Annotated in this window: 27 protein-coding genes, 1 pseudogene and 1 other annotated feature (1 of these 29 cut by a window edge); of the genes and pseudogenes, 10 read left to right on the top strand and 18 right to left on the bottom strand. The window is 50.4% G+C overall.

What is annotated here, in order from left to right; all coding sequences use genetic code 11:
• Positions 1 to 15 precede the first annotated feature (15 nt).
• Both FEM44_RS10370 and FEM44_RS10365 read left to right on the top strand, forming a co-directional pair.
• Positions 16 to 213, top strand: coding sequence for a DUF957 domain-containing protein (locus tag FEM44_RS10370; protein WP_135523324.1), 198 nt, complete (start codon positions 16 to 18; stop codon positions 211 to 213).
• An 84-nt stretch (positions 214 to 297) separates the two neighbouring features.
• Positions 298 to 1,143: a DUF4942 domain-containing protein gene (locus FEM44_RS10365; protein WP_135523372.1), complete on the top strand. Its 846-nt coding sequence runs from the start codon at positions 298 to 300 to the stop codon at positions 1,141 to 1,143.
• Between the two features lie 408 nt (positions 1,144 to 1,551).
• Here the strand turns inward: FEM44_RS10365 and fliB are convergent, their stop codons facing one another.
• A complete protein-coding gene (fliB, locus tag FEM44_RS10360; RefSeq protein ID WP_135523325.1) occupies positions 1,552 to 2,769 on the bottom strand; it encodes a flagellin lysine-N-methylase in 1,218 nt (405 codons plus the stop codon).
• A 204-nt stretch (positions 2,770 to 2,973) separates the two neighbouring features.
• Between fliB and FEM44_RS10355 the strand changes: the two are divergent.
• Positions 2,974 to 3,898 (top strand): annotated as a pseudogene (locus FEM44_RS10355) (carboxylate/amino acid/amine transporter).
• 3 nt (positions 3,899 to 3,901) lie between these two features.
• Here FEM44_RS10355 and nlpA read toward each other — a convergent pair.
• Entirely contained in the window at positions 3,902 to 4,720 is an 819-nt protein-coding gene (gene nlpA, locus FEM44_RS10350; protein ID WP_135523327.1) for a lipoprotein NlpA, read from the bottom strand.
• A gap of 221 nt (positions 4,721 to 4,941) precedes the next feature.
• Here nlpA and yicS point away from each other — a divergent pair, with 221 nt between their 5' ends.
• The gene (gene yicS, locus FEM44_RS10345; RefSeq protein WP_135523328.1) at positions 4,942 to 5,235 is read left to right on the top strand and encodes a protein YicS; all 294 of its coding nucleotides are present in this window, start codon (positions 4,942 to 4,944) and stop codon (positions 5,233 to 5,235) included.
• A gap of 40 nt (positions 5,236 to 5,275) precedes the next feature.
• Here the strand turns inward: yicS and nepI are convergent, their stop codons facing one another.
• The gene (gene nepI, locus FEM44_RS10340) at positions 5,276 to 6,466 is read right to left on the bottom strand and encodes a purine ribonucleoside efflux pump NepI (RefSeq protein ID WP_135523329.1); all 1,191 of its coding nucleotides are present in this window, start codon (positions 6,464 to 6,466) and stop codon (positions 5,276 to 5,278) included.
• Between the two features lie 232 nt (positions 6,467 to 6,698).
• On the opposite strand from nepI, the gene FEM44_RS10330 reads away from it, so the two are divergent.
• Positions 6,699 to 7,052 (top strand): type II toxin-antitoxin system RelE/ParE family toxin, encoded by a 354-nt coding sequence (locus FEM44_RS10330; protein WP_135523330.1) that lies wholly within the window; start codon positions 6,699 to 6,701, stop codon positions 7,050 to 7,052.
• A complete protein-coding gene (locus FEM44_RS10325; protein ID WP_130206761.1) occupies positions 7,036 to 7,359 on the top strand; it encodes a helix-turn-helix domain-containing protein in 324 nt (107 codons plus the stop codon). Before FEM44_RS10330 ends, FEM44_RS10325 begins: the two co-directional genes overlap by 17 nt.
• 137 nt (positions 7,360 to 7,496) lie before the next feature.
• Here the strand turns inward: FEM44_RS10325 and FEM44_RS10320 are convergent, their stop codons facing one another.
• Both FEM44_RS10320 and adeQ read right to left on the bottom strand, forming a co-directional pair.
• Complete coding sequence (locus FEM44_RS10320; protein ID WP_130222486.1) at positions 7,497 to 7,949, bottom strand: DUF1198 domain-containing protein; 453 nt, start codon at positions 7,947 to 7,949, stop codon at positions 7,497 to 7,499.
• Positions 7,950 to 8,001: 52 nt separating this feature from the next.
• A complete protein-coding gene (gene adeQ, locus FEM44_RS10315; protein ID WP_135523331.1) occupies positions 8,002 to 9,336 on the bottom strand; it encodes an adenine permease AdeQ in 1,335 nt (444 codons plus the stop codon).
• Positions 9,337 to 9,510: 174 nt separating this feature from the next.
• Between adeQ and adeD the strand changes: the two genes are divergently transcribed.
• On the top strand, positions 9,511 to 11,277 hold the full coding sequence (gene adeD / locus FEM44_RS10310; RefSeq protein ID WP_135523332.1) for an adenine deaminase: 1,767 nt from the start codon (positions 9,511 to 9,513) through the stop codon (positions 11,275 to 11,277).
• A 46-nt stretch (positions 11,278 to 11,323) separates the two neighbouring features.
• Here adeD and uhpT read toward each other — a convergent pair whose 3' ends face one another.
• The 7 genes from uhpT to ivbL form a co-directional block, all read right to left on the bottom strand.
• Complete coding sequence (gene uhpT / locus FEM44_RS10305) at positions 11,324 to 12,715, bottom strand: hexose-6-phosphate:phosphate antiporter (protein WP_130261100.1); 1,392 nt, start codon at positions 12,713 to 12,715, stop codon at positions 11,324 to 11,326.
• A gap of 202 nt (positions 12,716 to 12,917) precedes the next feature.
• A complete protein-coding gene (gene uhpC, locus FEM44_RS10300) occupies positions 12,918 to 14,237 on the bottom strand; it encodes an MFS transporter family glucose-6-phosphate receptor UhpC (protein ID WP_135523373.1) in 1,320 nt (439 codons plus the stop codon).
• A 9-nt stretch (positions 14,238 to 14,246) separates the two neighbouring features.
• Entirely contained in the window at positions 14,247 to 15,755 is a 1,509-nt protein-coding gene (gene uhpB, locus FEM44_RS10295) for a signal transduction histidine-protein kinase/phosphatase UhpB (RefSeq protein ID WP_130261101.1), read from the bottom strand.
• On the bottom strand, positions 15,755 to 16,345 hold the full coding sequence (gene uhpA / locus FEM44_RS10290) for a transcriptional regulator UhpA (protein WP_047612689.1): 591 nt from the start codon (positions 16,343 to 16,345) through the stop codon (positions 15,755 to 15,757). The genes uhpB and uhpA overlap by 1 nt, the downstream gene beginning before the upstream one ends.
• Before the next feature lie 72 nt (positions 16,346 to 16,417).
• Positions 16,418 to 16,708, bottom strand: coding sequence for an acetolactate synthase small subunit (gene ilvN, locus FEM44_RS10285; protein ID WP_104920000.1), 291 nt, complete (start codon positions 16,706 to 16,708; stop codon positions 16,418 to 16,420).
• Between the two features lie 3 nt (positions 16,709 to 16,711).
• Positions 16,712 to 18,400, bottom strand: coding sequence for an acetolactate synthase large subunit (gene ilvB / locus FEM44_RS10280; RefSeq protein WP_135523333.1), 1,689 nt, complete (start codon positions 18,398 to 18,400; stop codon positions 16,712 to 16,714).
• Positions 18,401 to 18,505: 105 nt separating this feature from the next.
• Positions 18,506 to 18,604 carry an ilvB operon leader peptide IvbL gene (gene ivbL, locus FEM44_RS10275; RefSeq protein ID WP_135523334.1) on the bottom strand — a complete coding sequence of 33 codons (99 nt, stop codon included), beginning with the start codon at positions 18,602 to 18,604 and terminating at the stop codon, positions 18,506 to 18,508.
• Between the two features lie 563 nt (positions 18,605 to 19,167).
• On the opposite strand from ivbL, the gene tisB reads away from it, so the two are divergent.
• Both tisB and emrD read left to right on the top strand, forming a co-directional pair.
• Entirely contained in the window at positions 19,168 to 19,257 is a 90-nt protein-coding gene (gene tisB / locus FEM44_RS10270; protein WP_000060506.1) for a type I toxin-antitoxin system toxin TisB, read from the top strand.
• A gap of 297 nt (positions 19,258 to 19,554) precedes the next feature.
• Positions 19,555 to 20,739, top strand: a complete 1,185-nt coding sequence (gene emrD / locus FEM44_RS10265; protein WP_130206777.1) for a multidrug efflux MFS transporter EmrD — start codon at positions 19,555 to 19,557, stop codon at positions 20,737 to 20,739.
• A 7-nt stretch (positions 20,740 to 20,746) separates the two neighbouring features.
• Here emrD and FEM44_RS10260 read toward each other — a convergent pair whose 3' ends face one another.
• The 3 genes from FEM44_RS10260 to FEM44_RS10250 are packed head-to-tail and all read right to left on the bottom strand — an operon-like array spanning position 20,747 to position 21,940.
• A complete protein-coding gene (locus FEM44_RS10260; protein WP_135523335.1) occupies positions 20,747 to 21,244 on the bottom strand; it encodes a radical SAM protein in 498 nt (165 codons plus the stop codon).
• A complete protein-coding gene (locus FEM44_RS10255; RefSeq protein WP_135523336.1) occupies positions 21,241 to 21,603 on the bottom strand; it encodes a DUF202 domain-containing protein in 363 nt (120 codons plus the stop codon). The genes FEM44_RS10260 and FEM44_RS10255 overlap by 4 nt, the downstream gene beginning before the upstream one ends.
• Positions 21,593 to 21,940 carry a YidH family protein gene (locus FEM44_RS10250; RefSeq protein ID WP_000703955.1) on the bottom strand — a complete coding sequence of 116 codons (348 nt, stop codon included), beginning with the start codon at positions 21,938 to 21,940 and terminating at the stop codon, positions 21,593 to 21,595. The genes FEM44_RS10255 and FEM44_RS10250 overlap by 11 nt, the downstream gene beginning before the upstream one ends.
• 108 nt (positions 21,941 to 22,048) lie before the next feature.
• Here FEM44_RS10250 and yidI point away from each other — a divergent pair, with 108 nt between their 5' ends.
• Positions 22,049 to 22,498 carry a protein YidI gene (gene yidI / locus FEM44_RS10245; protein ID WP_135523337.1) on the top strand — a complete coding sequence of 150 codons (450 nt, stop codon included), beginning with the start codon at positions 22,049 to 22,051 and terminating at the stop codon, positions 22,496 to 22,498.
• Positions 22,499 to 22,564: 66 nt separating this feature from the next.
• Here the strand turns inward: yidI and FEM44_RS10240 are convergent, their stop codons facing one another.
• The 3 genes from FEM44_RS10240 to ibpA form a co-directional block, all read right to left on the bottom strand.
• Positions 22,565 to 24,226 (bottom strand): putative transporter, encoded by a 1,662-nt coding sequence (locus tag FEM44_RS10240; protein WP_016159930.1) that lies wholly within the window; start codon positions 24,224 to 24,226, stop codon positions 22,565 to 22,567.
• A 196-nt stretch (positions 24,227 to 24,422) separates the two neighbouring features.
• Positions 24,423 to 24,851 (bottom strand): small heat shock chaperone IbpB, encoded by a 429-nt coding sequence (gene ibpB / locus FEM44_RS10235; protein ID WP_001243426.1) that lies wholly within the window; start codon positions 24,849 to 24,851, stop codon positions 24,423 to 24,425.
• Positions 24,852 to 24,962: 111 nt separating this feature from the next.
• The gene (gene ibpA / locus FEM44_RS10230; RefSeq protein ID WP_001243437.1) at positions 24,963 to 25,376 is read right to left on the bottom strand and encodes a small heat shock chaperone IbpA; all 414 of its coding nucleotides are present in this window, start codon (positions 25,374 to 25,376) and stop codon (positions 24,963 to 24,965) included.
• Positions 25,370 to 25,412 (bottom strand) — a sequence feature (ROSE (Repression Of Heat Shock gene Expression) occurs in the 5'-region of heat shock genes and acts as an RNA thermometer to modulate expression.); it runs 30 nt beyond the window's last position. Its footprint overlaps the gene before it by 7 nt.

The raw sequence follows: 25,412 nt of genomic DNA, 5'->3' as shown, positions 1-25,412 counted from the left end.
GACAAAAGACACAGTATGGAATCATTAACCACAGAAACGGCGCTGGATATTCTGATTGTGTGGCTGCAGGACAATATTGACTGCGAATCGGAAATTATCTTTGACAACGATGAGGATAAAACGGATTCGGCAGCACTGTTGCCCTGTATCGAACAGGCCAGAGAGGATGTCCGTACCCTGCGTCATCTGCAGCTTCTGCACCAGAACCGGTGAATATCACTCACCACGCTTCATTACCCTGACGCCAGCCTGAATACGGCTGGCGTTTTCGTTTATAAACCAAAAGGGAAACCGATAATGTCAAACATCACAATCTCCCATCCGGAAGTGGTCACCGGGCATACGGACGTTATCTGCTCCACCAGTATCCGACACGTTGTGACGGTACGGAATGCAGCACTGCAACAAACCGAAACGCTTATCCGGCAACTGACTGAAATCTCAGTACTGACAAAAAGCATTGGTGGTAAAAGCGCCCGGGACTGGGCGATGAAACAGGATTTTCGCTGCGGATGCTGGTTCATGGAGAAACCTGAAACAGCAATGAAAGCCATCACCCGCAACCTTGACCGCGAAATCTGGCGTGACCTGATGCAACGTTCCGGGATGCTGAGTCTGATGGATGCGCAGGCCCGGGACACATGGTATCGGTCACTGGAATACGATAACTTTCCGGAAATCAGCGAGGCGAATATCCTGAGTACATTCGAACGACTGCACCGGAGTAAGGATGAGGTGTTTGAGCGAGGGGTGATCAACGTCTTCAGGGGACTGAGCTGGGATTACAAAAACAATTCACCCTGTAAATTTGGCAGTAAAATTATCGTCAACAATCTGGTGAGGTGGGACAAATGGGGATTTCATCTGAACAACGGCCCACAGGCCGATCGACTTGCCGACCTGGAAAGAATGCTGCATCTGTTCAGCGGCAAACCGATCCCCGACAACCGGGAAAACATCACTATTCATCTGGATGATCACATCCAGTCTGTTCAGGGTAAAGAGAGCTATGAAGATGAGATGTTCAGCATCAGATACTTTAAGAAAGGCTCCGCGCACATCACGTTCAGAAAACCAGAACTGGTTGACAGGCTTAATGATATTATTGCGAAACACTATCCAGAATCGCTACCTACAAGATAACTTAATTTCTGACATAATCATTGCAGCAGGCCCCTCACAACCTGTAAGGCTAACTTACAGGTTCAGTAGACGAGATATTGCTGCTTTACTATAGTGACAGGAATCTCAAAGTAGCACTGAATCCTTCCTTCTTCACAATCAAAATCATTTGGGGGCATAACAGGGGGCATCTAGAAATATCAGTAAAGAAAATTATTTTATAACAAAGCAGTTAACTATAAAATACGACTCCTGTGATCTCCGCCAAAATGCCTCTTCTGACGTTCACCAATCCCTTGTAATACCGTTTAAAGCAGATAATTTCTTCTGTTCATGATTCAACCTGCTTTACCGAAGTTGTTCTTAATATTTATTACAGCGGAAGCGAGATGTCAGACAAACGCTTAACCCAATCCCCGACAGGCGAATTTAACGAATCAACAGCAGGCAGGAGAGATCGTCCCCGGCATTGATCATGTCGATCGCTTTATCCATCCGCTGATTGATAATTGGCGAATGCAAGGTTTTCTCGGCAAGGCTCGCCACAATTTTCAGTACCGTTGCCTCATCTGGAGTTACTTCCAGCGATGTCACACTCAACAAATGCTTAATATAGAAATAATCGAGGATTAAACGGTAAACCTGGCGCATGATCGTTGAGAAATCAGCATCCGGAAAATGACAGTGGTAAATTTTGTAGGTCAGTAAATTACGCAATACATGCGGGGCGCTAAGGATAGAATCCTGGCAAAGCTGCTGCCATTGCTTATCCAGAACTGCAAACTTGTCGACCAGATCCTGCTTATCCGTGCTGGCTGTAATGTTTAAATACACCGCCATCTTCCGATGCACCCCAGCGATAATGTTATCCCTGGCGCCTTCATTCGCGATAAGTGAACCCAATGCCGACAGCGCGCGCACCTTCAATCCAACCGACTCCGTTGACGTTGAGCGATGAATCAAACTTATACCTGCCGCCAGCTCGCTTAATAGTTCCTGATGATACTGTTCGGCCTGCGCAAAATGGCGATGCAGATCGAACTCAATGCGCTGCAGATAAACCATAAACTGTGCCAGCGCCATCAGGTTCTCTTCAACGTTCAACGATGGCGCCTGTAGAAGGTGCCAGGCAAAGAGATGCACAATCTGTTGGATCTGATTAACCGGCTGCTGCCGGGCGATGATATTGTTTTTCGCCTTCGCCAGCAGCTCATCTTGTTCATGCACTAACATGCTGTCGGCATCGAACAATACCAGCCGGGCTACTTCTGGACATGAAAGCGTCATCGAATAACGAGTTGTATCCGCGTAGTGCTTTTTACAACGTGGATAAGTAGAACAGGTAACTGAAAGCGCGTTGCCTCCCAGCTCGCGATGAACCAGGCAGAGTTTATTTTCGTCGAGAAACGGACACTGCCCCTGCGCGTCCAGCTTAATTCTCGAATATCTTTGTTTACCTTTTCGCACCAGCATCAAATTCTCTTTCGCCAGGCTGGAGATTTCCGGATGGTGTGCGTTGAGGTAATCATGATGAGTTTTCTTATCGATATCTATTTGCCATCCCTGACAACAGGAAATCAGGCAGTCGGGACCGACACAGGAAAACTTCTTCACAAACTCGGGTTTGATCACTTTATGGATTTGCATAGCATTCTTCGCGTTTAAAAAGCGAACAGTAGCACGCTGTCTGAACAAAATGATAACGTCATAACCTGACGGTTTAACAAGTATTTCACTCGTTTCATAAATGTTCGCCCCATCAAATGACTGATTTACCGGAAGGGGTCATTCTCACCATTTTTGCTATCATGCCTGCATACATAAACGACAAAACAGTATGCAGAGGGAAAAATGGGTTCCACCAGAAAGGGGATGATGAACGTTCTGATTGCCGCCGTATTATGGGGAAGTTCAGGCGTTTGCGCGCAATACATCATGGAGCAAAGTCAGATGTCATCGCAGTTTCTGACCATGACGCGACTGATATTTGCCGGATTTATTCTGCTGACGCTCTCTTTTATCCACGGCGATAAAGTCTTCTCAATCATTAAGAATCATAAAGATGCCATCAGCCTGCTTATTTTTTCCATTGTTGGCGCCCTGACCGTCCAGCTAACTTTCTTACTGACGATTGAAAAATCCAATGCAGCTACAGCAACGGTGCTGCAATTTTTATCACCAACGATTATCGTGGCCTGGTTCTCACTGGTACGAAAATCGCGCCCCGGTATTCTGGTATTTACCGCGATTTTGACCTCCCTGATAGGCACATTTTTGCTGGTCACCCACGGTAATCCAACATCGTTGTCGATCTCTCCTGCTGCGCTGTTCTGGGGAGTTGCTTCAGCCTTTGCTGCCGCATTCTATACGACATACCCCTCAACGCTCATTGCCCGTTACGGCACGCTGCCCGTGGTCGGCTGGAGTATGCTCATTGGTGGGCTGGTCCTGCTGCCCTTTTATGCCGGGCAAGGAACAAATTTCGTGGTTAATGGCAGCCTGATTCTGGCTTTTTTCTATCTGGTGGTAATTGGAACTTCGCTGACCTTTAGTCTGTATCTGAAAGGTGCACAGTTAATTGGCGGGCCGAAAGCCAGTATTTTGAGTTGTGCAGAACCATTAAGTAGCGCGCTGCTCTCTTTGCTGTTGCTGGGGATCACCTTCACATTACCAGATTGGCTGGGAACGCTACTGATTCTGTCATCGGTGATTTTGATTTCAATGGATTCCCGCCGCCGCGCCAGAAAAATGTAATCGTCCGGCGCGGCACGGTTGATCATTACCAGCCAGGCACCGCGCCACCGTTAAAGAGGGTTTCTGCCGCTTTAGCAACTTCTGGTGACTGATAAGATTGCAGAAACTCCTTCACGTTTTCTGCATCCTTATTATCTTCCCGCGCCACCAGAATGTTCACATACGGTGAATTTTTATCTTCAATAAATACGCTGTCGTTAACCGGAGAAAGTCCTGTTTGCTGGATGTAAGTGGTGCTGATAATCGCTACATCCACTTTCGGGTCGTCCAGTACACGTGGCAACTGTGCCCCTTCCAGCTCCATGATCTGCAAATGGCGTGGATTCTCAATAATATCCAACGCCGTTGGCAGTAAACCTTTCCCCTCTTTTAAGGTAATAAGTTTCTCTTTTTGCAACAGTAACAGCGCACGACCCAGATTGGTTGGATCATTCGGAATCGCTACTGTCGCTCCTTCTTTTAGCTGATCGACTGTTTTAATTTTTTTCGAATAGCCTGCCATGGGGAAGACAAAGGTATTTCCTACCGCCACCAGTTTGTAACCGTGCGCCTGATTATCCTGTTCAAGGAAAGGACGATGCTGGAAGACATTGGCATCCAGTTCACCCTGATTAGTTGCATCGTTCGGCAACAACGAACCACTAAATCCAACCAATTCAACTTCAAGACCATACTTCTCTTTGGCCACTTTTTTAGCGACTTCTGCCACATCCTGTTCGGCACCGTTAATGACGCCAACTTTAATGTGTTTTGCATCGCTGTTTTGCTGGTCGCAGCCTGCCAGCAGGATCCCCGCCAGTAATAATGCTGCCCCTGTCCGTAGATGATGTGTTGTCAGTTTCATTTTTTTATCCTTTTATTAATGATTACCTGACTATAGCGGTAAGGTCGCTGCGGTTTAAAAAACGAAACGCTATCGATAAGAATAAAAAGGAATAAAAGTGGAATATAAGGTCTGGCACTTCTTACTGACCACGCAAGCGCGTTTCGTACAGCATGATGAGAGCGATGAAAGCAAACTACACTTATGCTTCATTCGATGCCATTTGTAAAAAGGTGGAACTCATGAAATCAACGACGCTGCTTCTTATTTTCGCTGTTTTCGCGATGCCAGGTATCGTGTATGCCGAGTCGCCTTTTAGCTCGCTACAATCGGCGAAAGAGAAAAATACGGTATTAGAGGATTTGCGAAAAATTTGTACCCCACAGGCATCGTTATCAGATGAAGCGTGGGAAAAGTTAATGTTGTCAGATGAAAACAATAAACAACACATACGCGAGGCCATCGTGGCGATGGAACGTAATAATCAGAGCAATTATTGGGAAGCGTTGGGTAAGGTAGAATGCCCGGATATGTAAGAACGGCAACAACCACTGACCAACGCTTCTTTACCTGATATCAGGATTTCTTCATTTTCACCTTTGCAGTAACCAACAATGCAGTCAGCAACATCAATGTGCCGGACAACATCAGCGGCGAAGTCAGACCAATGTTATCCAACGCATAACCGCCGATTGCCGCACCGCAGGTATTGGCAAGCTGAATAACGGCCACCTGAATAGACCCAGCCTTTTCTGCCTGATCGGCCAATGAGCGAGTGATCCACGTTGACCAGCCAACGGGAATTAAAGCAAAGGTCAGCCCCCAGATAATCGCCACACCAGTAGCAACAATTTTATCGCTTCCCCACAGCGTCAGTACCAGCGCGCTCAGGGCGAGCACAAACGGTGCGCCCGCTAAGGCCAGTTTCACCGAACGTTTGAGAATAAACGACGAAAGCGATGTACCAACAAAGCTGGCGATACCAAAACTCAACAGCACCAGCGTTAAGCCATCAACACCGAATCCCGCCAGATTCATATACACTGGGCGAATATAAGTGAAAAAAGCAAACTGCCCGGCGAAGGACATAAAGATGGCGATCATCCCGGCCATCACCCCCGGACGCTGCAACAGGCGAAAGGTATTTTGTTTCTGATGTGACGGTTCGCCAGGCAGCGAAGGCAATGATTTGATAATCCAGATAATACACAGCACGCCCATCACCGCCGCCGCATTAAAGACATTGCGCCAACCGATAAGCTCGCCTAAAAAACTGCCCAATGGCGCGGCAATTACCAGCGCAATGGACACCGCGCCGAAGATCACCGACAGCGCCTTCGGCACCGTACGAGGCGGTACCAGGCGCATGGTCAGCGACGCCGACATCGCCCAGAATCCGCCCAGTGCCAGCCCCAGACAGGCGCGACCGATTAACAGCAGACTGAATGAGCTGGCAAAGGAAACCAGTAAGCAGGAAAGCGTCAGCAAAACGGCGAACAGAATGACAACGTAGCGGCGGTCAGTGGCCTGAATGGTCTGGGTAATAAACAAACTGGCAAACATCGCCACAAAAGCGGTTACAGTCACCGATTGCCCGGCAACCCCTTCCGAAATGCCTAAATCGTGCGCCATCGGCGTCAACAAACTGACGGGCAAAAACTCAACGATAATCAGACAGGCGACGCAAAACGCCACCGAGAAAACGGCTGACCAGTTCGGTCGGTTAATGGCGTCCGCGCCGCGGTTTTCTTCGATATATTCACTCATGGTGTTACCCGTGGCATGTTTCAGGGGAAAAGCCGACCAGTTTAACATTGAAATGTGTGATGCATTTAACGTTTTTGCAACTTTTACGATGTTGTGGGAAAAATTCGAGGCTGCTCGAGGAAATAAAAATCATATGGCAAGGTGATATGCATTTTCGCGATTTGGTTGGGAATAAGGATAAAGTATCGCACTTAGTGATATACTTTAATGACAGGACATCAACGATATACGCGTGTTTAAAACCAAATGGTTTGCAAGGGAAGCGAAGTCTCATGCAATAACAGATGAAGAGTTATGCCGGGCCATTTTAGAAACAGATCAGGGTAAAGCTGATGCGCTTGGTGGTGGCGTTTTTAAAAAGCGCCTTCACCAAAATCGTGAACGTGCAATTATTCTGGCGAAAGGGGGTAACAATTGGTTTTACACGTTTTTATATGCCAAACAGGATATGTCGAACATCAATAGTCAGGAACTGTCTGGATTTCGTGAACTCGCAAAGCATTATGCCTTCCTTACGAAAGCCCAACTGACGGCAATGATTAACAGTAAAGAACGGACAGAGATCTGCTATGACTGCAAAAACTAAATTCAAAAGTCCTGCATTTGAGGCCATTCACAGCGCGGCGGCTGGATTGTCCAGCGTTGATGCCATTTCTGCCGAAACAATGCGTACTTTTGACAAAGCCTGCCTGACCAGCGTGCCAGACTTACAACCTGTTGAGATAAAAGCACTGCGGGAAAAATTAAAAGTAAGTCAACCCGTCTTCGCTCACTATCTCAATACCAGCGTTTCAACTGTACAAAAATGGGAAAGTGGCGCTAAACGCCCCAGCGGTATGTCATTAAAACTACTTAGTATTGTGCAAAAACACGGGCTAGAGGTGCTGCTGTAAATAGAACGTAGAGAATGCGTCCGCCTACTGTCAGATCCGATAGCAGATACGGCGTGAACGCCTTATTTGCCCTACAGGTTAGACGTGGGTATGTAGGCCTGATAAGACGCGCCAGCGTCGCATCAGGCAAAGCGGTTTTAATGCAGCCAGTAAACGCCCTCAGCAGGCTGAAAAAACGCGTTGTAGCGCATCTGGAATGCATTAATCTCCTGCATTTCAGGCTCTATTTCGCGCAGAAAACCCAGCGCCAGCCTGACCTGAGCATCGGTAATCGGCGCGGCAAGGCGGGCTTTTTGTAAAATCCGATGCCATTGCAGCAGGTTCTGTTCGCTACCATCGACAATGACAACCTGCCAGATAAGCAACACCTGCGCGGCATTTTGCAGGTGCGACTCATCCGGGCGATGCAGATAACGTAAAAATTCGTCACCGGCTGACTTTCCCATTTGATCGACCATTGACTCAACGGGTACAACATCAATATTCAGCCGATCGCTGAGGCGGCGAATCGCTTTTCTGGCCCCGGATGTCAGCACCCGAAAACCAACCACAAACACCACCGCCAGCGTAGCGAGCATTATCCAGATCATGAGTTCTCCTGCGTAATCGGCACTCATGATATCTGGAAACGCTTATCAGATACTAATCCACCAGGATGATTTTCAGCGCAAACAATGCCGCTACAACCACCACACATAGATTCAGATCACGCCAGCGACCAGTACACACTTTCATGATGCAGTAGGACATAAAGCCGAGCGCAATCCCTTCAGTGATCGAGAACGTAAAGGGCATCATCACCGTGGTGATAAATGCGGGTACCGATTCAGTAAAATCATCCCAGTTAACGCGCGCCAGACTTGAGGTCATCAACACGCCAACAAAGATTAACGCCCCGGCGGTGGCGTAAGGTGGAACCATCGCCACCAGCGGCGAGAAGAACATAACTAACAGGAACATAACGCCAACAACAACCGCAGTCAGCCCCGTGCGACCGCCGACCGCCACGCCAGAAGTACTTTCAATATAGGCGGTAACAGAGGAAGTTCCGATAAACGCGCCAGCCACCGAACTCACGCTATCAACATATAGCGCCTTATTCATGTTAGGGAATTTACCGTTACTATCTATTAAGCCAGCTTTATCAGTTACACCAATTAATGTTCCTGATGAATCAAATAGGTTGATCAACATAAAGGAGAAAATGATACCGGCAAGCTCAAGCGATAATGCCCCGCTCAAATCAACTTCGCCAATAACACCGCTAATATCAGGTGGAATAGAATAGATTCCGCTGAAATGAACATCTCCGAAAAATAATCCACAGCAGGAAGTGACGACGATAGAAACCAACACCGCCGCATGAAAATTACGCGATGACAACACGGTTATAATAAAAAAACCTAAAATACCTAACAACACGCCGTGGGAACTTAAATCACCAATCATCACCAGCGTGTCTTTATTGGCGACAATAACACCGGTATTTTTTAATCCCATTAAGGCAATAAATAGCCCGATACCACTGGTGATACCAATACGTAAACTTAACGGAATGTTGGAGATCATCCAGTAACGGATACGAAAAAGAGTCAGCAAAAATAGCCCAATTGCGCCCCAGAATATGGCTCCCATCCCGGTCTGCCAGGAGATCCCCATCGCCCCCACCACCACGAAGGCGAAAAACGCATTCAGCCCCATCGCAGGCGCCAGCGCGACGGGAAGATTAGCAAAAACTCCCATCGCAATACTGCCAATGCCCGCAATCAAACAGGTAGTAACAAACACCACCTTTGGGTCCATTTGCGCTGCGCCAAGAATTTGCGGGTTAACAAAAACGATGTACACCATGGTTAAAAAAGTGGTCATCCCCGCAATCAATTCTGTGCGGACGGTGGTCCCATGTTGAGGAAGTTTAAATAATCGCGAAAGCGTCCCTGATTCATTACTCACGTAATCGGTATTGTCATTATTCATTTTTTTGTCCATTGGAGGAGATTTAATCCCTTGCTTTTGTAAAACAAATGACAACAACGGTTCAGTGATAATTATCACATTTCAATTGCACATTAATGGATATTCTTTAATAATCTCGCGACGTTTCTTTATGATAAATAATAATCAAATTGATAAAATCAAAATGAGAAAAATATGAACAATTCTATTAGCCATAAATTTCATTACATTAGTCGGAGCGAATACCAGGAATTGTTAGCCGTTTCCCGTGGCGAAGCCGCTGCCGATTATATTATTGATAATGTCTCTATTCTGGATCTGATCAATGGCGGAGAAATTCCCGGCCCAATCGTGATTAAAGGACGTTACATTGCCGGTGTCGGCGCAGAATACGCTGATGCTCCGGCTTCGCGCCGAATTGACGCCCACGGCGCAACGGCAGTACCGGGGTTTATTGATGCACACCTGCATATTGAATCCAGCATGATGACCCCTGTCACCTTTGAAACCGCCACTCTGCCGCGCGGCCTGACGACTGTTATTTGCGACCCTCATGAAATCGTCAACGTGATGGGCGAAGCAGGGTTTGCCTGGTTTGCTCGCTGTGCCGAACAGGCAAAGCAAAACCAGTATTTGCAGGTCAGCTCTTGCGTACCCGCCCTGGAAGGCTGCGATGTTAACGGTGCCAGTTTTACCCTCGAACAGATGCTCGCCTGGCGCGACCATCCGCAGGTTACCGGTCTTGCCGAAATGATGGACTACCCTGGCGTAATTAGCGGACAAAATGCGCTGCTCGATAAACTGGATGCCTTTCGTCATCTGACACTGGATGGTCACTGCCCCGGTCTAAGCGGTAAAGAACTTAACGCCTATATTGCCGCGGGTATTGAAAACTGCCACGAAAGTTATCAACTGGAAGAAGGCCGTCGGAAATTACAACTCGGCATGTCGTTGATGATCCGCGAAGGGTCCGCTGCCCGCAATCTCAACGCGCTGGCTTCGTTGATCACCGAATTTAACAGCCCACAGTGCATGCTTTGTACTGATGACCGTAACCCGTGGGAAATCGCTCACGAAGGGCATATCGACGCCTTAATTCGCCGCCTGATTGAACAACACAATGTGCCGCTGCATGTGGCATATCGCGTAGCCAGCTGGTCGACGGCGCGCCATTTTGGTCTGAATCACCTCGGTTTACTGGCTCCCGGCAAGCAGGCCGACATTGTCCTGTTAAGTGACGCGCGTAAAGTCACAGTGCAACAGGTACTGGTGAAAGGCGAACCGATTGACGCACAAACCTTACAGGCAGAAGAGTCTGCGAGACTGGCACAATCCGCCCCGCCATATGGCAATACCATTGATCGCCAGCCAGTTTCCGCCAGCGACTTTGCCCTGCAATTTACCCCCGGAAAACGCTATCGTGTCATTGATGTCATCCATAACGAACTGATCACGCACTCCCGCTCCAGCGTCTACAGCGAAAATGGTTTTGATCGCGATGATGTGTGCTTTATTGCCGTACTTGAGCGTTACGGGCAACGTCTGGCTCCGGCCTGTGGTTTGCTCGGCGGCTTTGGCCTGAATGAAGGCGCGCTGGCGGCGACAGTCAGCCATGACAGCCATAATATTGTGGTGATCGGTCGTAGCGCAGAAGAGATGGCGCTGGCGGTCAATCAGGTGATTCAGGATGGCGGCGGGCTGTGCGTGGTCCGTAACGGCCAGGTACAGAGTCATCTACCGTTGCCCATTGCCGGGCTGATGAGCACCGACACGGCGCAGTCGCTGGCAGAGCAAATTGACGCATTAAAAGTCGCTGCCCGTGAATGTGGTCCGTTACCCGACGAACCGTTTATTCAGATGGCGTTTCTTTCCCTGCCGGTGATCCCCGCATTGAAACTGACCAGTCAGGGGCTGTTTGATGGCGAGAAGTTTGCCTTCACCACACTGGAAGTCACGGAATAATAAAAAAAAGCCCGGCGTCATGCCGGGCAAAAGTCACCAGTTACGTTTATGCCACTGTCAACTGCTGAATTTTTTTCTCGCGGCGGATTTTTCGTTCTTCCATCACCGCGACTATCGCCATCAGGCAGATACAGCCAATAGCGGCGATATCCAGTGCGGCGAAGGTGCCTGCCCAGCCGGTGAGGCCGAACACTGGCGTACCATCGGCAATCATTCCCAGACCTAATTTGGCAAAGCTGTCACCAATCAGGTAGGCGAAAGTGCCTTTAATCCCATCGGCAGCGCCGATCGCTTTTTTCGGTACGAAGCCAACAGCCGCCACGCCAATCAACAGTTGCGGACCAAATACCAGGAAACCTAATGCAAAGAGAGAAGCCAGATAGATATATTGGTTGCTGGCGTGTTGATATACACCAAGCGTGGCGATAATCAGCGCCAGTGCAATACACGCCACCAGGCCACGGCGCCCGTTCGCCAGGTCAGAGAGCCAGCCCCACAGCAGCGTGCCAACCAGAGCACCGGCTTCAAATAGCGTAAAGCCCTGAATCGCCACCGATTTAGAAAGTTTCAGTTCCTGAAAAGCGTACACGGTTGACCACTGGTCGATACCAATGCGTACCACGTACAGGAAGATGTTGGCGAAGCACAGCAGCCAGATCACTTTGTTTTTCAAAACATATTCGACAAAGATCTGCCACTTGGTCATGTCGGTGGATTCCGTCTCTTTGTCCTCTTCGCTGATCTCTTCACCGAATAGTTCTTCAGCTTTGCCAAGACCATACGCTTCAGGGGAGTCGCTGCCGTAACGCAGACCGATAAAACCGACAATCAACGCGATAATCGACGGGAAGATAAACATGCCGATCACGTGACCGTCGAACAGGTAATTTGCGCCGAATAGCGCCACACCCGCCGCCCCCGCGCCGCCGAGGTTGTGGGAAATGTTCCAGAAACCGAGGAAGGTCCCGCGCTTACGACGCGGCGTCCATTTAGTAATCGTGGAGTAACTGCATGAACCGCCAGTGCTCTGGAAAAAACCGCTTAAGGCGTAGAAGGCAATCATCAGGAACAGGCTAACCGAGCCGCTGCCCATGCTGGCGCTGAAGCCCAGCATACAAATAGCGGAGAGGATCAGCATGAACGGCAGGAATTGTTTGGTATTTTTGCCGTCGGCGTAGTAGGAAACCAGCGTTTTACCCACGCCGTAAGTGATGGAGAAGCCCAGGCCAATCATCCCCAGCTGCGTCATGCTCAACCCGTAGGTCGAGATCATGTCGTTCTGTGCGATGTTGAAGTTCTTGCGAATCAGGTACATCGTCAGGTAGCCAATAAAGACCACCAGATAGGATTGCATGAACGGTTTGAACCACATTTTGCGCCGCACTTCGAGCGGAAGATCCAGGGTCGGCTTGCGAACCTGGTTTAAGAAAGCCAGCATGGGTTACTCCTGATTTCCCTTCATACTTCAGGCCGCAGGTGCCTTAGCTGCTCGCGTTCCTGCAACTTGAATTATTTTGGGAAAGAATTAACGAATGATGGCATTGTAAAAACCTGCAGCAAATCAGGCTTGAGATAGCGTCCAGGCAAAACCAGGAAAATTTCTTAGTTTTGCCGGATATGAGGTAGAAAAGTGAGATGCATCACGCTTCGCGCGGTGACTGGGCGTTCAAAAAGGGCAGTAACAACAGTGCCGAAACCCCGGCGGCAATGGCGATAACCACGAAAAAACCACTCCAGTGCCAGGTATCCAGCACTTTCGCCAGCGGCCAACCGGCAAGCGACGCCCCCAGATAAGCAAACAAGCCGACAAACCCCGTCGCCGCACCTGCCGCCTCTTTGTGGGAACACTCTGCCGCTGCCATACCGATTAACATCTGCGGGCCAAAGACAAAAAAACCAATGGTGAAGAAGCAGGTTGCCTGCATCACGTAGCTGGCAAATGGCATCAACCACAGCGAGCCGACGGAAAGCAAAATCCCCGCAGCAAAAATCAAATTCATCGGCCCACGGTTGCCGTTAAACAGTTTGTCCGAGCCCCAACCTGCAACCAGCGCACCGATAAACCCGCCCAGTTCAAACATCGTTACTGCCGTATTCGCCGTGACCAGATCGACGCCCAGCGTCTCGGACATATACAGGTTGCCCCAGTCGTTGATCGCCGCACGAACCACATAGACCAGCACATAACAGAACGAAAGCAGCCAGATATACGGATTCAGCAACACATATTTGGTGAGGATCTCTTTACGCGTCAGCCCCGCCCCTTCTTCTTGTTGGGCGATTTCCAGCGCATCGTGCCGCCATTCTCCGACCGCCGGTAAACCTAACGCCTGCGGGCGATCGCGCAGCCGCCAACAAAGAAAAATCCCCACGACTATCGCCATACAACCGGCAATCATCATCCCGGCACGCCAGCCATAATGCACCGCAGCAGCGGCCATCACGATGGGGATCAATGCGCCGCCGACGTTATGCGCCGTATTCCATAGCGCCCACCAACCGCCGCGCTCGGTACGAGAATACCAGGCAGTCAACAGACGCGCACAAACCGGCGAACCCCAGCCCTGGAAAAAGGCGTTCAGCACCCACAGCACGGCAAACGCCCACAACGAGGTGGAAAAGCCAAACAGAATGTTGATGATTCCCGTGGCAATAAGCCCAATCCCCATAAAATAACGGGCATTAGAGCGGTCACTGACAATGCCGGAGACAAATTTCGATACGCCGTAGGTAATGTAAAACAGCGTTGCTAACAGGCCGATGTCGCTACGACTGAGCACGCCGTTGGCAAGGATTTCTGGTACGGCGGCGTTAAAACTTTTACGCGTGAAGTAAAACAGCGCATAGCCCAGCCAGATGGTCAGCAAAATATGCCGACGCCAATAGCGGTAGCGAGCATCAATTTCACTTTTATCGCTGATCAGCGGTGCGTCGGCAGGCGCTTTCAGAAACGGCAACATCATCAAGCCTTAAACATAACGTTGAGGTAGAGAGACACTGACACGCGTGCCGTGCAGGCAGGAGATGGTCAAGGTGCCACCCAGCGCGGTTACGCGCTCGCGCATTCCGGTGAGGCCAAAACCTTGCTGCCCGGAACCTGGCGGCAGACCACTACCATCGTCTTCAATCACCAGCATTAAACGCTCATCCTGCTGCCAGCCTTGCAGGATAACCGCACTGGCATCTGCATGTTTCACAATGTTGTTCAGCCCCTCCTGACAGATACGAAATAGGGTTACGCGCTGGTTTTCACTTAGCGCTGATTCATCTATCCGCCATTCGAGATGACTGACAATGCCGCGCCCTTCCAGCTCCATTTCCCGCATCAATGAACGGATGGCCTGCTCCAGGGTCAGATCATCCAACTGGCGCGGACGTAACCGCCCTAACAAGCGGCGCACCGCGTCGTAAACGCCCAGCGACAACTGTTCAATTAACTGCCCGCTCTGTTTCACACTGGCGTTATCCGCCGCCAGTCGCTGGACAATGCCAGCCTGAGTACGAATGGCGGTGATGGTCTGGCCGATATCATCGTGCAGTTCACGCGCTACGTCGCGACGCACACTCTCTTCGGTTTCAAGCAACCGCTCGGCAAGATGTTGATTACGCGCCAGTTCCTTTTGCAACGACTGGTTAAGTTCACGCAACCGCTGGATGCCTGCGCCCAGTAACAGGCCAGTGAGGCTTTGCACCAGCAGCGAAAGCAATAAATCGACCGGATGATCGCGCCAGGTTTGACTGGCGATCAGCGCGATGGCGTTCATCAGCGTCGCAATCAGCGCCCCTTGCCAGCCATAGTGCCAGGCCAGGGCGATAATCGGCAGCGCCAGACAAAACGGGGTAAAGCGCGAAAGTTCGTTCGGCAGCCCCAGTTGCAACCACAGGCTGATAACAAACAACAGCAAATACCAGACCAGATGCCGCCCACGCCAGTTTATCGGCTGGGAAACCAGCGATGGCCCCAGCGGCAGCCAGGTGTTATTCGCCAGATAGTGCCAGAACACCAGGCAAATGGGGGCTAGCGTCAGGCCGCCGGTTAAGGTCATCAGTAGGGCGTTCCAGGGCTCGTTTCCGTACCCATGCCAAAGCCAGGGTGACGACTGTAATAACGCCGCCGCCGTCAGTGCCGCGCCCTGTAACAGTAACGTGCGCCAGTCGCGCTGGTGGCGATAACGGGAAATCAACGCCACAGGAAGTAACGTCAGCAAACTACCGATCATCAATAACGGATCATGCGTTAACCCAACCGCCTGCGTCAGCCAGTAAATCAGCAGCCATTCTGCGCCCATCAGCACCAGCCAGTATCTGCGTGGGCATTGCAACATCAACCCCAGTCGCAGACCGAACGGAAACAGCAATACCGCCAGATCCGGTCGTTCAACCAGGTGCAGGCTGATACTCCACAGGCAAAACCATGCGGCAGAGAAGATAAAAAAGCAGGAAACTACAGTATTTAAGCGGGAGAAAAATGTCTTCATCACCAGCCATCAAACATGCGCCGCGCCAGTTCAACGTCGTTGCTGACGCCCAGTTTTTCCATCAGATTGGCACGATGTACATGCACAGTTTTTGGCGACAACCCCAGTTCGGCGGCAATCTCTTTCACCGCCATCCCTTGCGCCAGTTTTTCCGCCACCTGGCGTTCGCGTTTGGTTAGCGGGTCCTGACGGCCCGATGCCAGTTTAATAGCGATATCCGGCGTCAGATAACAGCCGCCAGTTGCAACCGTATGCACGGCAGCGATCAGCTCGTCCGGGCTACAGCGTTTAGAGAGAAAGCCGCGCGCCCCCGCGTTAAGCGCCTGTTCAACCAGCGCCGGACTGTCGTGAACGGAGAGCATAATTGTCGCCATACCTTTCGGTAGCTGGCTTAACAGCTCCAGCCCAGAAATATCCGGCATTGAGATATCGCAAATACACACCTGCACACCGCGCCCAGGCAAGCCAGTCAGCGCCTCACGCCCGGAACCAAACTCGGCAACTACCTGCAAATCAGGTTCCAGCCCCAGCAGCTGCGCAAAGCCGGAGCGGACGATAAGGTGATCGTCTATAAGGGCAACGGTTATCATGGTCTTGTCCTGGCGGGTAAAAAAACGCGCTTACCTTAACGATAAGCGCGCCACTGTTCAAGCCTTGAGCGGTTACTGAAAAAATACGGCTATCTTGTTAAACATTGTCGGGTCAGACTGATTACGCTGCACTTTCACCACATCCTCCAGTTTGTCTATCTGGCTTATCATTTGTTCCAGTCGCTGATCGTCATTGACCAGTAGCCAGATGTGGCTTTTATCACTGTTCTGAATCGGCAGACAAAGAATGCCTTCGACGTTAAAAGCACGACGGGCAAAAAGCCCACAAACGTGGGTCATTACGCCCGGATGGTTGCGAACGGTGAGTTCCAGAATCACGTTGTCATGAGTTGTGTTTTGCATGGCTTATTCCCCCACCATTTCAGTATTTGCCGCGCCTGGCGGCACCATTGGGTACACTTTTTCTTCGGCATCAATGCGTACGTGGATCAGCGCCGGACCAGGGCGATTGATAATTTCCTGTAATGCCGCCTGCGGATCGGTTTCATTATTCAAATCGCAGGTTTCGAGGCCGAACCCGGCGGCAATCTGCATAAAGTTGATTTTTCCCGGATAGGTGGCCGCAAAAACACCCTGCTTGTAGAACAGACTCTGTTGCTGATGCACCAGTCCCAGTGCTTCGTTATTCATCAGTATGATTTTGACATCCAGCTGGTTTTCACTGGCGGTCGCCATCTCCTGAATATTCATCATCAGGCTACCGTCGCCGGAGAAACACAACACTTTGCGATCCGGGTTAGCCAGCGACGCACCTATCGCTGCGGGTAAACCGAAGCCCATCGTTCCCAGCCCACCAGAAGTCAGCCACTGACGTGGTCGATTGAGCGGATAGGCTTGCGCCGTCCACATCTGATGCTGACCCACGTCGGTGGTGATAATCGCGTTGTCATCGACACAGGCGGCAACGGCGTTGATCAGCCCGTAATGTGTTAATGGATCACACGCTTTCGGGATAGGACACGGGAATTCATGTTGTAAATCAGCCACCAGTTGGTGCCACTCTGTACGCGGCTGGGCTTCCACCTGTGGGATCAGCTGCGCCAGCACATCATCAACATCCGCCTGAATCGCCACGTGCGGTTGCTTAACTTTACCCAGCTCCGCGCGGTCGATATCCACATGAATAATTTTGGCATTCGGGCAGAACTCTTCAGTTTTGCCAATTGCCCGGTCATCAAAACGCGCACCGAGAACAATCAGCAGGTCCGCCTCCTGCAAGATATAGTTGGTGCTGCGCACGCCGTGCATCCCCAGCATGCCCAGCGACAGCGGATGTGCTTTTGGCAACATGCCCAGCGCCATTAAGGTCATGGTGGTGGGCAGCTGCGCTTTCTCAGCCAGTTCATGCACCCGCGCGGGCGCGTTAATGACACCGCCCCCCAGATAAAGCACCGGGCGTTTGGCGGCGTTAATCATTGCCGCAGCGTCACGAATGCTTTCTTCGCTAAAGGCGGGCGCGGCGGCTTTTTCTGCCGCCGCGGGCTGTTCTTCAATTTCAAAAACCGCCGTTTGCACATCCTTAGGAATGTCTATCCACACCGGGCCAGGGCGGCCTGATTGCGCGATGCGGAAGGCATCGCTCATGACCTGCGGGAGTTCTTCGATATGTCTGACCAGATAGTTGTGTTTGGTGATGGGGATAGAGATGCCGTAGGTGTCCACTTCCTGGAAGGCGTCGGTGCCGATCATCGAGGCGGGAACCTGGCCGGTGATGCAAATCAGCGGAATGGAGTCCAGCCGCGCATCGGCAATGGCGGTCACCAGGTTAGTCGCACCCGGCCCGCTACAGGCCATACAGACCGCCGGTTTGCCGTCGGTACGCGCCATTCCCTGGGCGATAAAGCCCGCGCCCTGTTCATGGCGAGCCAGAATATGGCGGATTTGCGTGCTTTGGCTTAAGGCGTCGTAAACAGGGAGAATCGAACCGCCCGGAATCCCCGTCACAATCTTAATGCCCTGCTGTTCCAGGAAATGAACGATAAATTCTGCGCCAGTAAAACGCTTACGTGTCGATGTTGTGCCCGAACTTGCCATGCTCCAGTCCTTTTCTTCTGGGCCGACTTTCCGGGAGGTGTTTAAACGAAAAACCCCGCCCGGTTTGCGCCGGCGGGGTTTTGGAATCGTGTGTTGTTCCAGTCCCTACGGCGTATTGCCGACGACCACCACCACACGCACGACGACCACTGCGGCGGATGGCGCAGTTGGTAGTAGTTTTGCGTTGAGCATGGAAGTAGTCATTGGGGACCTTGTTGGTTTTGTGTTTAACAATATTTATACAAGCACAGCTTTACAGGGGAGACAATGGAAAATTTTTCATCAAGGAATAATTGGGGAGTCGATCACGTTTTGTACTGAAACGCAGGTAACAAAAAACCCCGCCGGAGCGAGGTTTTGTCAGCCGCCCGCGGCTGGTAACCGCAAAGCACACTGTGTTATGTCAACACTGGAAGTATACGTGTTCCGCGCAGAACGCGCAATTTCGGCACGAATTTTGACTTATTTAGCGCATAATTGAGTATCGATCACAGTTTTGATTTTGTCTAATTTTTACTGTTTATTTGTACAGTATAATTCTATAATATCACTGTACGCAATGTGTTATGCGGGGCCGCATCGTTACCCGGCGCACTAAGTCCTGGCTGAAACGGGTGGTGCCGTCAGCGCCTTAACCCCGCGTGAGCACACTGTGTTATGTCAACAAGCACAACGTTTCTTCTGAAGAAGCCGCGTGCGCAACAGCTGGCAACAGGCAGCGGAAAGGTACGTCAGCTGGCAGTGCTCCTGAACCACAGGAGACGCGTATGAGCCTGGTGGATATTGCCATTCTTATCCTCAAACTCATTGTTGCTGCACTGCAACTGCTTGATGCTGTTCTGAAATACCTGAAGTGATTCAGATTCAAGCCGCACTAAAGGGGAGCGGGAAACCGCTCCCCTTTCATATGCTGCTGGCAGATTGGTGTGGTATGCGATGCTGACGCATCTTATCCAGCCCACAGTATTTATTTAAGCCAAAGACCCCTCCGGCAACATTTATTGCCGCTGTTGTTTATATTTTCTGCCGTTTTGTTATTCATCATTCCGTATATATATCTGGCTAACATTTATCAATGTGATAGATTCCTCTCCTGCATTTATTCGAATGCGTAGTAACTTATTCTAAATATATTTTTAAAAGCGTCCGTGATAATGAAAAGGCATAGAAACGTCAATTTATTATTGATGTTGGTATTACTCGTGGCCGTCGGTCAGATGGCACAAACTATTTATATTCCTGCTATTGCCGATATGGCACAAGATCTCAACGTCCGTGAAGGGGCGGTGCAGAGCGTAATGGGCGCTTATCTGCTGACCTACGGTATCTCACAACTATTTTATGGCCCAATTTCCGACAGGGTGGGACGCCGCCCGGTGATCCTCGTCGGAATGTCCATTTTTATGTTGGCGACACTGGTGGCAGTCACTACTTCCAGCCTGACGGTGTTAATTGCCGCCAGTGCGATTCAGGGGATGGGGACCGGTGTCGGCGGCGTAATGGCGCGTACATTGCCGCGTGATTTATATGAACGGACACAGCTTCGTCACGCTAATAGTATGTTAAATATGGGGATTCTCGTAAGTCCGTTGCTCGCACCACTCATTGGCGGCCTGCTAAATACCCTGTGGAGCTGGCGGGCCTGTTATCTGTTTTTACTGGTGCTTTGTGCCAGTGTGACGTTCAGCATGGCGCGCTGGATGCCGGAAACACGCCCTGTCGATGCGCCGCGTACGCGCCTGCTCACCAGTTATAAAACACTCTTTGGCAATGGCAGCTTTAACTGCTATTTGCTGATGTTAATTGGTGGTCTGGCAGGGATTGCCGCTTTCGAAGCCTGTTCCGGTGTGTTGATGGGTGCAGTGTTAGGGTTAAGCAGTATGACAGTCAGTATTTTGTTTATTCTGCCAATTCCAGCGGCATTCTTCGGCGCATGGTTTGCTGGTCGACCGAATAAACGCTTCTCTACGTTAATGTGGCAGTCGGTTATCTGCTGCCTGTTGGCAGGAATGATGATGTGGATCCCCGGCTGGTTTAGCGTGATGAATGTCTGGACGTTGCTCGTTCCCGCCGCGCTGTTCTTTTTCGGTGCCGGGATGCTGTTTCCGCTGGCAACCAGCGGCGCAATGGAGCCATTCCCCTTCCTGGCTGGCACGGCTGGTGCGCTGGTCGGCGGCCTGCAAAACATTGGTTCCGGCGTGCTGGCGTCGCTCTCCGCGATGCTGCCGCAAACCGGTCAGGGCAGCCTGGGGTTGTTGATGACCTTAATGGGATTGTTGATCGTGCTGTGCTGGCTACCGCTGGCGACGCGGATGTCGCATCAGGGGCAGCCTGTTTAAGCTCACGTCACCGCAGCATCGTCATCAACTCCATGGGAGAACGATGCTGCTTTATCAGGTCACGCATCACCCGCATGTGCGGCGCAGAGTGGGAATAAAAAGCTTGATAGCCAACACAAAGCACGTTGCCAGGAGAATCCTCCTGGGAATGTCGGCACAAGCGATGCCAGTCGCACACCTGACACTCCCGCCGAAGTTGTACGTTTTCGCTCCTGCACCATTTTTGCAGCGTGGCGTCAAAAAGTTCGACTGATATACGACCAATATCTGCACACACCCAATGCTCGAACAGAGCGATTAAAAATTGCCCCCACAATTCAGCCGTCACCGAAGAAGCTGTCAGCTCGCCCCGGTCATCAAATTCTATATGGGGAATAAGTTGCACGGAGCGAAAACCCCGCTGTTTGAAATTCTGATAAAAATCACCTGGTTGTAATGCATCTTTATACTCTACGACCAGTTTATGCCTGTCCTCTTCAGCATTTACAACCTGACTTCCTGTCATGTGATTCTCTCAATTAATACGATAAGTTGGTGTATATGCGTAACAGCAAACAGTATTGCGAGAGATAACACCGCGAGGGAGATCATAAATTTGTCACGGATTACGCAAATTTGGGAAAAATCGCTATTAGTCACATCCATTAAATTACGATTACGGGTATAGCGCCAAAGTATTAGTGCCACAATCGCGAGGATGGCAATAGAAATCCAGAACAACGCGCCAGCCTGATGCCAGTTGTGTTTAATTGCAAGCGCCATCAGCGCGCCATAGTCCAGCATGGTGCGAAACCACGCCAGCGATGTGCGTTCCGGCTGAAGACCTGGGTCGGCAATCCGTCTGGCTTTGCGGCTATCCGGCATACAATACCAGTCCCATAACGATCACCGCCACGATCATCAATATTAAGCTGATGATTAATAAACTATTGGTATAGGGTAAATCTTCTTTCAGACGCATCGCTTTTTCATTGCGTAACCAGCGCAGGTAGCCATACATTGCCAGTCCGCCAGAAAATAAGCATAGCAATAACGCCAGCAGCTCACGAATGACGGGCGTGGCGAAGTCTGGCGCAAGTTGATCCAGCCCCACCCCTGCTGCCAGAAACCCTAATGCAGTACGAATCCACGCCAAAAATGTACGCTCATTAGCCAACGAGAAGCGGTAATCAGGCGCTTCCCCGAGGCGAGAAATTTTCATTGTTGCTCCTTTGCACGTTCATTAACGCTCTGCCTTTAGCGGTTATTTTTAAGAATTTCGTCCGCCCGTTTCCTGATATGCTTTTGCCATCCATTACAAGGAGGTCAGATGGGTATCATAGCGCAAAATAAAAGCAGTTCACTGGGCATGCTGTTCGGTGCCATCGCTTTATTGATGGGTCTTATCCACTTTTCATTCGGCCCTTTTGCCGCGCTACCACCAACACTTGAAAGCATCGTGGCGGACAAAACGGCTGAAATTAAAAGAGGTCTTCTCGCCGGAATAAAAGGTGAAAAAATTACTGCGGTGGAGAAAAAAGAGACGGTTGATGTCGATAAAATCCTCGATCAAGGCGGCATCGCACTGGCCATTGCCGCACTACTCTGCGCATTTGTTGGCGGTATGCGTAAGGAAAATCGCTGGAGCATTCGCGGCGCACTGGTTTTTGGTGGCGGGACGCTGGCTTTCCATACCTTGCTTTTTGGTATCGGCATCATCTGCGGTCTTCTGCTGATATTCCTGATCTTTTCCTTCCTGACCGGCGGTTCACTGGTTTAAGCAGCTCGGTGGTGTTCTTAAATACCAGGTGGAATGCAGTTTACGGCGACTCCACCCGGAAAAGAATTAACCGATACTCCAGAAAAGCACCGCCAGTAACTGTGGTGTGATAATGCGCAGGAACATGACTAACGGATACACCGTGGCGTACGAGAGCGCCGCCGCACCACTGGTAGGATGAAGATTATTGGCAAACGCCAGCGCCGGAGGATCGGTCATGGAGCCAGCCAACATCCCGCACATCGTGAGATAATTCATTTTGGCTAACATCCGCGCCAGAATGCCGACTGTAATCAGCGGAATTGCGGTGATCAGGGCACCATAACCAATCCAGCTTAGCCCTTCACCATTGACCAGAGTATCGACAAAATCGCCGCCGGATTTCAGGCCAACTACCGAGAGAAACAGTACGATACCCAGTTCGCGCAGCGCCAGGTTGGCACTTGGCGGCATAAACCAGTAAAGCTTACCAATGCTGCCGATACGCCCGAGGATCAGCGCCATAATCAGCGGCCCCCCCGCCAGTCCCAGCTTCAATGCTGCCGGGAATCCAGGCACAAACACGGGAATGGAGCCTAACAACACGCCAAGACCGATACCAATAAACACCGGTAACATCTGCACCTGTTGCAGTTTTTGCTGCGCATTACCTAATACATTGGCAACGGCATCAATAGCAGAAGGCCGCCCCACCAGGTTAAGGATATCGCCAAATTGCAGGCTAATATCGCCACTGGCGACCAGTTCAACCCCGGCACGGTTCAGGCGCGAAATAACAACGTCATAGCGTTCTTTAAAGTGCAGGTCGCGAATACGTTTACCGAGCACATTTTCATTGGTGACCACCACGCGTTCGACGCGCAAATCGGTGCCTTTCGTTGATAGAGAAGTATCCACTTCCTGCCCAATCACCAACTGTGCGTTATGTAAATCCGCAGGCTGCCCCACCAGATGCAGCAAATCGCCAAGTTGAATAACGGTCTCTGGCGAAGGCACTTTTAGGGTTTCTTCTCGTTTCAATCGTGAGCAGATAACTTTATCGCCATTGAGAATCGGCACATCTTTAATGGCTAAATTATGCAAATTAGGGTTCTCAACACGGATGTTAATCGTCCTGATTAGCGCACCGCCGTTGGTTCGCGTGGACTCGTGCTGCTGGGCTTCTGTCTCAACATTGACGCGGAAAATAACCCGCAGCATCCACATGGTGAACAAAATCCCACAAATGCCGAATGGATACGCCATCGCGTAACTCATCCCCATCTGATCGACCATCTCCATCGGTGTGCCGAGGTCGCGTAAGATTTGCTGACCTGCCCCCAATGCTGGCGTATTGGTGACCGCACCAGAGAAAATCCCCAGCACCACAGGCAGTGGAATATCGAAAAGTTTATGCAGGATAGCGGTAACCAGACCGCCGATGATGACTATCAGAACAGCAAACAAGTTGAGGCGTAACCCGGAGACGCGCAATGAGGCAAAGAAGCCCGGTCCCACCTGAATCCCGATGGTATAAACAAACAGGATCAGGCCAAATTCCTGGATAACATGCAGCATGTCGCTGCTTAATGTCATCCCAGCCTGTGAAACAAAATGGCCGACGATGATCCCACCGAACAGCACGCCGCCAATACCTAATCCTATGCCGCGAAACTTGACGTTGCCGATAAACAAACCGACGACCGCCACCAAAGCCAGAATACTGACCGTTAATGCTATATCACTCATCGTCCATTTCTCTTGAAATAACATTTTAATTGCTACGGATTATGGCTGAATCGGTGAAGCAGATTTGCCTTATGGCGCACATTATCACGGTAAAGAAAGTGCCGGAACATCTTAACCTGGCGAAAATTAAAACATTGTTGAAGATTGCAGGCAAAAAAAAGCCCCACCAAACTGGCGGGGCAAAGAGAATAGCTAATTAGCTATTTAACGCGGGACGTTCGCTGATAGCGATACGCTGCGCTGCGATGGGTTCAGGCTCATTACGAATTAGATCAATATGCAGTAAACCATTAACGAAGGTTGCGCCAGAGACCTCCATATTTTCAGCCAGCGTAAAGCTCAGGCTAAACGGCTGATTCATAAGCCCTTGATGCAGCCATTTCTTCTCTTCTTTTGGCTGCTCCGGCGTGCCTTTTACGCTCAGGCGCGTTCCTTCCAGTTGAATATCTAAATCTTCCTGACGAAAACCTGCCAGCGCAAGGGTAATGCGGTAGTGGTTATCGTCGCTTTTCTCAATGTTGTACGGCGGGAAGCTCTGGCTTTCACCGGCGTTTTGCAATGCGTTGGCCAGTTTGTCAAAACCGATCCATTGACGCATCAGTGGGGATAAATCGAAGTTACGCATAGTCATTTCTCCTTCTAAGAAGCGAGTAAGTACCTGCAAATCCGAAGATTCGCATATGCTCCCTGACGGCGAGCATGGAAATGTCAGGCCGCGCACTGCGGCCTTAGGGAATTAGTTGATTTCGATACGGCGCGGTTTTTTCGCTTCAGGAATCACGCGTTCGAGATCGATATACAGCAGACCATTCACCAGGTTAGCGCCACGAACATGAATATTCTCGGCTAACTGGAATTTGCGTTCGAAGTTGCGTTCAGCGATGCCCTGGTACAGATAGGTGCGCTCTTTTTGTTCGTCGGCGTGAGCACCTTTCACCACCAGCAGATTGTCCTGGGCGGTAATTTCCAGTTCACTTTCGGCAAAGCCAGCCACCGCGATAGCAATGCGGTAATGGTTTTCGTCTACCAGTTCAACATTGTACGGAGGGTAGCCCCCATTACTCTGGCTCTGGTTGTTTTCTAAGTGGTTAAACAAACGATCAAATCCAATAGCAGAACGGTAAAGCGGGGATAAATCAAAGTTACGCATAATTAATAGCTCCTGAAATCAGCGAGAATATAAGAC

This window comes from Escherichia sp. E4742 (genome assembly GCF_005843885.1).
In the GTDB taxonomy this organism is placed as follows: Bacteria; Pseudomonadota; Gammaproteobacteria; order Enterobacterales; family Enterobacteriaceae; genus Escherichia.
Note: the sequence above shows the minus strand (reverse complement) of the source record. Positions and strands in the feature narration are given on the sequence as shown.